Origin of the sequence: Xanthomonas chitinilytica (assembly GCF_026107455.2) — a bacterium.
GTDB lineage: Bacteria > Pseudomonadota > Gammaproteobacteria > Xanthomonadales > Xanthomonadaceae > Stenotrophomonas > Stenotrophomonas chitinilytica.
In genome coordinates this window covers 203,937-211,830 of record NZ_JAPCHY010000009.1, presented here as the reverse complement: position 1 = coordinate 211,830, position 7,894 = coordinate 203,937, and the positions used below count along the sequence as shown (strand labels likewise).

Genomic DNA, 7,894 nt, shown 5'->3' with positions numbered 1-7,894 from the left:
CCCGCGCTGGCTGCACCAGTACAACTGGCACAGACCTCATGCCAGCCTCGGCTACCAGCCACCCATCAGCCGCCTCCAGCTCCCGCTGAACAACGTCCTGGGTTTACACACCTAGCTCGGCCATGATCCGGTGTTCGCCGCCGCGATAGGCCCGCTCCACCTGTTCGATCAGGCGCGTGCAATGCCGCAGGTAGAGGGCGTTGCCCGCCAGGCCGAAGCCCAGGTTCATCAGCAGGGTGAGGAACAGCAACCATCCAAGCGGAAGCCTGAAGAAGGCGGCAACAAAACCGATCGCCATGGTGCATCCCAGCGCGACGGCGGCCATCGGGTACATCTTGCGGAACAGCAGCCAGTAGTAGGGAACCAGGAACGCCGGCCAATGCCAGGGGCGCGGCCTTCCCGGCAGGGCGGCGTGCAGACGCCAGCGCTCGCGGTAGATCTCGTAGTTGTCGCCCACCACCCGCTGCAGGCGCGCCTCGCGCAGTCCGGAAGCGGTATCGGGAGCGAGGGATTCGCTGCTGGAAGCCGGTGCGGTATACGGGTTGTCCGGCGAACGCGACGGCTGCGCAGGTTCCATCTTCATCGAATGCACTCCTTTGCGATGGAAGGATTTTCCTACAGCGGGAGCACCTCGACCACCTGTTCGAGTACATGGCGGCCGCCCGGTGCCAGCTCGATCACGTCCGGCCCGACGTTGGCGGCTTCCAGGCAGACGTAGTCGCGCCAGCCTTCGCCGACGTCGGCCATCTTCGCCGCCGCTTCGGCACCCGGATTCCACGCCACCAGCGAGCGGCTGCCGGTGGTGGCGATCCCGATGCGGCGCCTGAAGCCGGGGTCGCGCAGCACGTAGCGGCCACCGGCCCGGGTGTAGATGCGGTCGCTGCGGCCGGGATCGCGCGGGTCGCGCAGGTTCCAGTCGCCCTGTTGGCGGTGGGCGGCGCCCTGGTCGAGCTTGTCCAGGTAGGTCAGCCCGTCCACGCCCTGCACGTCGACCTGCAGGGCGTCGCTGACGCGGAAATAGTTGTGCAGCGCCTGGGTGAACGCCACCGGCCCGGTGCCGGTGTTCTCGGTCAGCAGTCGCTGCTCCAGCGTGCGGCCGATGCGCAGCACCATGGTCAGCTTCAGCGACAGGTTCTCCAGCGGCGGCGGCGCAAGCGTCAGTTCGATGGTGCCGTCGGCCTCGCGCACGGCCTTGTGCAGTTCCCATGGCAGGGTGCGGACGAAACCGTGCGAGGGCACGTCGTTGCCCTGGCCCTGGCGCCCGAAATAGGGCCAGCACACGGGGGTGCCGCCGCGGATCGGCGTGGGCAGCGGCTGCGCGGTGGGCGAGAGCCACATCAGGTCCTGGCCGTCCTTGGGCACGAACGACAGCAGCTGCCCGCCGAACACGCCGATGGCCGCGGTGGAGTAGGGCGTTTCCACCTTCCATGCATCGAAGCCCTGGAAATCGCCGCTGCTCAGGCCTTGCACTTCTTTCATCGACACCTTGCTCCGCACGCTGGGGGACTGGACGAACCGGTTGTAGTTGGACGGCAGCGCGAACGCGGTGGGCACCGGCTGCGCCTGCTGCTGGCGCAGCGTATCGAGGATGCGGCGGCCGGCGCGGCCATCGGCATTCTTCCAGCCCAGCCGCTGCTGCTCGACCTGGATGGCGCGGCGGCTGCTGGCGCCGATGATGCCATCGGCACTGCCGATGTCGTGGCCGCGCGCGAGCAGCAGGGCCTGCAGCTCGCGGCGCTCGCCGCGGCCGATGCCCGGATCGTCGGTGGGCCAGGCGGCGACCAGGCCGCTGCCGCCGCGCAGGCGGTCGGCCAGGGTGGCGATGGCCAGGGCATAGCTCTCGGCGGCGTTGTAGGAATAGATCGCGTCGTAGTTGCGGAACGCCAGCAGGGCCGGGCCCTTGGCGCCGGCCGGCAACAGCAGCGCGGCGCTGGCATCGGCCGGCAGCCCGGCCGGGGCCAGCACGCCGCCATCGAGCGCGGTGACGCCCAGCGCGCGCCAGTCGGCCAGCGGCTTGCGCTTGCTGCGGCCGGCCAGCGCGGCGTTGAAGCCGTCGGGCAAACGCACCTCCACGCCCCAGGGTTGGCCGCTGCGCCAGCCGGCGCGCTTGAGGTAGTTGGCGGTGGAGGCCAGCGCATCGGGCACGCTGCCCACCAGGTCGCGGCGACCGTCGCCGTCGCCATCCACGGCGATGCGGGCATAGGTGGACGGCATGAACTGGGTGTGGCCGAAGGCGCCGGCCCAGGAACCGGTCAGGCCTTCGGCGCGCAGGTCGCCGGACTGCAGCAGCTTCAGCAGCGCCAGCAGCTCGCCGCGGAAGAACGGCTGGCGGCGGCCGTTGCAGGCCAGCGTGGCCAGCGACGACAGCAGCGGCCGCTTGCCGAACACGCGGCCGTAGTCGCTTTCCACGCCCCATACCGCGACCACGGTCTCGGCATCGACGCCGTACTGGCGGGCGATCCCGGCCAGCAGCTCGCGGTGCGTCGCCAGCAGGGCGCGGCCGTCGGCGATGCGCTGTTCGTCGACCAGCGCGGCCAGGTAGTCCCAGATCGGGGTGGTGAACTCGGGCTGCGCATCGAGCAGCGGCAGCACGCTCATGTCCGGCTGCACGCCGTCGAAGAAGCGGTCGAAGCTTTCGGCCGGAATGCCCTGCGCCGCCGCGCTGGCCTTCAGGCCCGCACCGCACTGGCCGAAGTCGGCGGTCGCCGCCGGTGCACCGCCCGCCGCGCATGCCCCCGCCAACAACAGCAGTGCGGCGGTCGGTCTCATCGGGCGGCTCCAGCAGGCGGGGAAACCCGCATCATAAACGCGGCGCCGCGACGGCCGGCTCAGGCCGGTTGCAGCAGGCGCAGTCCGAACGCCGGCGCTTCGCTGTCCCAGCCGGCGACCACCTGCAATCCGGCGGCCGCGGCCAGCGCGGCGAAGCCGGCCTCGGTGTACTTGTGGCTGTACTCGACCTGCATCGCTTCGCCCGCGGCGAAGGCGAACGCCTGCCCGGCGACGTGCACGGTCTGCGCCTGCCGGCTGACCAGCTCGGTCTCGATCCGCAGCCGCTGCCGGTGGTAGCGGGCGCGGTGCTGGAACTGCGCCAGATCGAAGTCGCTGCCGATCTCGCGGTTCAAACGCGCCAGCAGGTTGAGGGTGAAGGCGGCGGTGACGCCGGCGGCATCGTTGTAGGCGGCCTCGATCACGTCCGGCGCCTTGTCCAGGTCGATGCCGATCAGCGCCAGCCCCTGCGGCCCCATGGTCTGGCGCATGGCCAGCAGCAGTTTCACCGCTTCGTCCGCGGTGAAGTTGCCCAGGGTGGAGCCGGGAAAGAACACCAGGGTGCGCGCGGCCGGCAGCTGCGGCGCCGGCAGCCGCACCGGCGCGGTGAAGTCGGCGCACACCGGTAGCATCTCCACCGCGGGCAGTTCGCCGGCCAGGTGCGCGACGCTGGCCAGCAGCGCGCTGCGGGCGATCTCGATCGGGGTGTAGGCCACCACGCGGTCCAGCCCGTGCAGCAGCAGCCGGGTCTTGCGTCCGCTGCCGCTGCCGTATTCCACCACCCGGGCATGGGCGCCGACCTGGCGCGCGATGTCCGGCAGCACCCGTTGCAGCAATGCCAGCTCGGTCCGGGTGAGGTAGTACTCGGGCTGGCGGGTGATCTGTTCGAACAGCGCCGAACCGCGTTCGTCGTAGAAATACTTGGAGGGCAGGCGCCGCGGATGCCGCGACAGCCCGGCCAGCACCTCGGCGGCGATCGCCTCGCGTCCCGGCAGCAGATCGGTCAGCGCGGCCAGCGCCTGCGCGGCAGCATTCATGCGCCGTCCCGCGCCAGCCGCAGCCCGGCGAACTGCCAGCGCGCCGTCGGTGCGAAGAAGTTGCGGTAGCTGGCACGCACATGGCTGCGCGCGGTGGCGCAGCTGCCGCCGCGCAGCACGTACTGGCCGCACATGAACTTGCCGTTGTACTCGCCCAGGCTGCCGGGCAGCGCCTGGAATCCCGGGTAGGGCCCGTAGGCGCTGGAGGTCCATTCCCACACGTCGCCGAACAGCTGGACGAATCCCTCGCCGGTGCCGGCGGCATGGGGATGCAGGCGCTCGTCCTCGACGAAGTTGCCGGCCACCGGCATCGCCGCCGCGGCATGCTCCCACTCGAACTCGGTCGGCAGCCGTGCGCCGGCCCAGCGCGCGTAGGCGTCGGCCTCGAACCAGCTCAGGTGGCACACCGGGGCGTGCGGATCCAGCGCGCGCCAGCCGCCGAGGGTGAACTCCGCGTCCAGGGCGTCGCGCCAGTACAGCGGATGCCGCCAGCCTTCGCCGCGCACCCGCTCCCAGCCTTCGCTCATCCACCAGCGCGGCTCGCGGTAGCCGCCGGCCTCGACGAAGGCGCGGTACTCGCCGTTGCTCACCGGGCGGCTGGCCAGCGCGTGCGCCGGCAGCAGCACGCGGTGGCGCGGCGATTCGTTGTCGTAGGCGAACCGCGGCTGCTCCGGCCAGGCCGCGGCGCCGATCTCGACGACGCGCTCGCCGCAGGCGATCCAGCGCAGCGGTGCGGGTCCGGCGGCCGCCGCCGCAAGATCGTCGCGATAGGCCGGCTGCAGCGGATTGGACCAGAACGCGTGCTTGATGTCGGTCAACAGCAGCTCCTGGTGCTGCTGCTCGTGCTGCAGGCCCAGCAGCAGGTGCCGGCGTGCCCGTGCGTCCAGCGTGCCGGCCCTGAAGCGCTCGGCGATGCGCGCGTCGACGGCGGCGCGGTAGTCGAGGACCTGCGCCAGCGTGGGCCGCGACAGCAGGCCTCGGTGCGGGCGCGCATGGGCCGGGCCGACGCTCTGGTAGTAACTGTTGAACAGCAGGTCCCAGTCCGGATGCAGCGCGGCATGGCCCGGTTGCGCGGCCAGCACGAACTGCTCGAAGAACCAGCTGGTGTGGGCCAGGTGCCACTTGGCCGGACTGGCGTCGTCCATGCTCTGCACCATGGCGTCCTCGGCAGACAGCGGCGCGGCCAGGTCGAGACTGCGCTGGCGCACGGCATCGAACCGGACCGCCAGTCCTTCGGCGCGCGGCCCGGTCGGCGCCCGGGTCCGCAGCAATGCGGCACTGGATATCGACATCCTTCCGAGCATACCGATGCCCGGTTAGGACGGCGTCACGGTAGCGCAGGCGGCACGATCGCTCAGGCCAGCGCGTCCAGGTAGTACCAGCGCCCGTCTTCGCGCACGAAACGGCTGTGCTCGGCCATCTTCACCGCGCTGCCGCCGCCGATCCGGTAGCGCGCCACGAACACCACCTCGGCGGTATCGGCGCCGGTGACGCGATGCTGCTTGACGCTCAGGCCCAGCCATTGCGTGCGCTGCCCGGGGGCGTCGTCCAGCGACAGTTCCGACGGGCGGGTGGAGGGATACCAACTGGCCAGCAGATAGCCGGCATCCTTGAGTACGTAGGCGCTGTAGCGCGAGCGCATCAGCGACTCGGCGTCGGGCGCGGCGCAACCGGCGTGGTACCGGCCGCAGCACTGCGCATAGACGGATCCGCGGCCGCAGGGACAGGGCAGGGTGGCATTGGTTTCCATCGCGGCATTGTCGCCGCTCGCGCCGCCGGGCTCCATCGGCAACGGCACGTCCGGGCATGCAATCGGGGGAGGGTGCCCGGCAACCGGAAGCGCCACGCTCCTCTGCCCGCCCGCCGCGCAGCGGCGTATGCTGGCGCGCCCCGTCGCCGGACCCCGCCTTGCTGGAACTGATTCCCCCGGAACTGCCGTGGCTGGTCGCCATCGCCTTCATCGCCGGGCTGGTGGACGCCGCGGTCGGCGGCGGCGGCCTGATCCAGCTGCCCGGACTGTTCACCACCTTGCCGCAGCACACGCCGGCGGCACTGTTCGGCACCAACAAGTTCAGCTCGGTATTCGGCACCAGCGCCGCGGCCTGGCGCTATGCGCGCGCGGTGCGCTTTCCGTGGCGGCCGGTGCTGTTCGCCGCCGGCGCGGCGTTCGCCTTCGCCTTCCTCGGCGCCACCGCAGTCAGCCTGCTGCCCAGGCACGCGGTGCGCCCGCTGGTGCTGGCGCTGCTGGTGCTGATGCTCGGCTACACGCTGATGAAGAAGGACTTCGGCGCGCTGCACCGGCCGCGCGCGGTGGGCCGCCGCGAACTGGCCATCGCGCTGGCGATGGGCGCGCTGATCGGTTTCTACGACGGCTTCTTCGGCCCGGGCACCGGCAGTTTCCTGATCTTCCTGTTCATCCGCTTCTTCGGGCTGGACTTCCTGCGCGCCTCGGCCGCGTCCAAGGTGGTGAACCTGGCGACCAACGTCGCCGCGCTGTCGTTCTTCGTGCCCAGCGGCAACGTGCTGCTGCTGTTCGCGCTGCCGATGGCCGCGGCCAACATCGGCGGCGCCGTCGCCGGCACGCGGCTGGCGCTGCACGGCGGCACGCCGGTGATCCGCAAGCTGTTCGTCGGCCTGGTGGTGGTGCTGATCGCACGCATGGCCTGGGATACGTTCGGCGGATAGTCCCTCGGTTGTTCCTCGGCGGGACGTTGCCTGCTAGTACCGGCCACGCTGGCATGGGACCTGCGGGCAGCGCGACGGATGGTCCCAACGAGGAAAGGCGCTGGGCGTTGCACTCGACCGCCCACCCGGTCTCCCGAATCCAGTATGGCCTGCATGGACGTCCGTGCAGGCCGACACTGAACACCCGCAAGCGTTTGGTTATCCTTCCCGGAAAATCCGGCGAGGGCTACCGTTCCGATGAAGATCCGCAATGCACTGGGATGTTGCATGCTGTTCACCGGCCTGTTGGCCGCACTGCCCGCCGATGCCATCGACTGGTTCGGCCGCGAGCGCAAGGCCCGCGAAGCGCGCGAGCAGTCCCTGAAGGACAGGAAGGAAAAGCAGTTCGAACAGATCCTCGCGCTCGATGCCACGTTGAAGGCCGCCGTGGCCGATGGTCTGGCGCTGGTGGTCGCGCCGGTATTCAACAGCGGGCGCAATGCCGACAGGCTGCTCAAGGAACACCGCGACTACACCGCCTCGGTGGGTTGGCTGCTCGAAGGCACCGGGCACCACTACCTGCTCCTCGGCAACAACGTGCCCGACGGGCTCCGGGAACCGCTGGGCGGCACGCTCTACTGGATCAAGCTGGTCCAGCCGGGCACCTATCGCCTGCAGAGCCTGATGTACGAACAGCACTATGCCGCCACCACCCAGATCCAGCTGCAGCGCAACCGGCGGCCGCAGGGATTGGGTTACGTGGAGTTGAACGAGACCTCGTTCGTGGAGACCGAGACCGAGGAATACTGGCGGCCGGCGGAGTACCAGAGCTTCAACCGGTCGGCCTGCACTTCCACCTATGTCGCGAGCGGCGTCTGCGCCAGCGTCACCTGGTGGACCGAAACATCGGTCACCCGGGCCGCAAGCTGGGATACCCGACTCGCCAACAAGAACCGCTCGGGCCTGATCGTCGTACCCAAACCGGAACGACGGCTGGCCAGCTTCTCCGTCGCGCCTGGCGAAGTCGTGGTGATCGACAGCATCATGGCCAAGCTACCCAACATCGGCTATGCAACCGACAACTGCGCCCGGACCAACGGCAGTCGCGTCGAGTGCGCATTGACCTCCCTGTCCATCCAGCGCCTGCCTGCACAGGCCAGCGATATCCGAAGCGGCGCGGAACGTCTTGCAGACGAGGGCCGCGCGGATCTGGCCGCGATGCTGTCCTCGGCAGTCCAACGACCATTGACGATGGAAGGCATGCAGACCGGCTGGTCGGACCGCACCTGGGGCCAGAACTATTACCTCGACGTGGAGTGAGGTAGACCCGCCGGCGGCGGGAACGTACCTGTGCCCGCCCGCCATTGCGCCTGGATGCTTCTGCACCAAGTGCACGGGCCACCACGATCATCGTGGCTGCCGGCGCC

General features: G+C 70.1%; 7 protein-coding genes and 1 pseudogene. 3 read left to right on the top strand and 5 right to left on the bottom strand.

Features of this window, described 5'->3' with window-relative positions:
• Window positions 1–115 (top strand): annotated as a pseudogene (locus tag OK345_RS11865) (IS481 family transposase); the annotation flags it as partial.
• Here the strand turns inward: OK345_RS11865 and OK345_RS11860 are convergent.
• The 5 genes from OK345_RS11860 to OK345_RS11840 all read right to left on the bottom strand — a co-directional run bounded on the left by OK345_RS11860 (window position 104) and on the right by OK345_RS11840 (window position 5,553).
• Entirely contained in the window at window positions 104–583 is a 480-nt protein-coding gene (locus OK345_RS11860) for a DUF2628 domain-containing protein (RefSeq protein WP_265128186.1), read from the bottom strand. The pseudogene OK345_RS11865 and the gene OK345_RS11860 sit on opposite strands and share 12 nt — an antisense overlap.
• 32 nt (window positions 584–615) lie before the next feature.
• The gene (locus OK345_RS11855; protein WP_265128185.1) at window positions 616–2,769 is read right to left on the bottom strand and encodes a lytic murein transglycosylase; all 2,154 of its coding nucleotides are present in this window, start codon (window positions 2,767–2,769) and stop codon (window positions 616–618) included.
• A 59-nt stretch (window positions 2,770–2,828) separates the two neighbouring features.
• A complete protein-coding gene (gene egtD, locus OK345_RS11850) occupies window positions 2,829–3,803 on the bottom strand; it encodes an L-histidine N(alpha)-methyltransferase (RefSeq protein ID WP_265128184.1) in 975 nt (324 codons plus the stop codon).
• Window positions 3,800–5,095: an ergothioneine biosynthesis protein EgtB gene (gene egtB / locus OK345_RS11845; protein WP_265128183.1), complete on the bottom strand. Its 1,296-nt coding sequence runs from the start codon at window positions 5,093–5,095 to the stop codon at window positions 3,800–3,802. Before egtB ends, egtD begins: the two co-directional genes overlap by 4 nt.
• Before the next feature lie 62 nt (window positions 5,096–5,157).
• A complete protein-coding gene (locus OK345_RS11840; RefSeq protein WP_265128182.1) occupies window positions 5,158–5,553 on the bottom strand; it encodes a YchJ family metal-binding protein in 396 nt (131 codons plus the stop codon).
• 158 nt (window positions 5,554–5,711) lie between these two features.
• Between OK345_RS11840 and OK345_RS11835 the strand changes: the two genes are divergently transcribed.
• The gene (locus OK345_RS11835; protein ID WP_265128181.1) at window positions 5,712–6,488 is read left to right on the top strand and encodes a sulfite exporter TauE/SafE family protein; all 777 of its coding nucleotides are present in this window, start codon (window positions 5,712–5,714) and stop codon (window positions 6,486–6,488) included.
• A gap of 237 nt (window positions 6,489–6,725) precedes the next feature.
• On the top strand, window positions 6,726–7,787 hold the full coding sequence (locus tag OK345_RS11830) for a DUF4399 domain-containing protein (RefSeq protein WP_265128180.1): 1,062 nt from the start codon (window positions 6,726–6,728) through the stop codon (window positions 7,785–7,787).
• The last annotated feature ends 107 nt before the right edge of the window (window positions 7,788–7,894 follow it).

Excerpts from the sequence above, each read along its gene's own strand:
- OK345_RS11830 (WP_265128180.1), top strand. The coding sequence starts at position 6,726 with ATGAAGATCCGCAATGCACTGGGATGTTGCATGCTGTTCACCGGCCTG.
- OK345_RS11855 (WP_265128185.1), bottom strand. The coding sequence starts at position 2,769 with ATGAGACCGACCGCCGCACTGCTGTTGTTGGCGGGGGCATGCGCGGCG.
- egtB (WP_265128183.1), bottom strand. The coding sequence starts at position 5,095 with ATGTCGATATCCAGTGCCGCATTGCTGCGGACCCGGGCGCCGACCGGG.
- OK345_RS11860 (WP_265128186.1), bottom strand. The coding sequence starts at position 583 with ATGAAGATGGAACCTGCGCAGCCGTCGCGTTCGCCGGACAACCCGTAT.
- egtD (WP_265128184.1), bottom strand. The coding sequence starts at position 3,803 with ATGAATGCTGCCGCGCAGGCGCTGGCCGCGCTGACCGATCTGCTGCCG.
- OK345_RS11840 (WP_265128182.1), bottom strand. The coding sequence starts at position 5,553 with ATGGAAACCAATGCCACCCTGCCCTGTCCCTGCGGCCGCGGATCCGTC.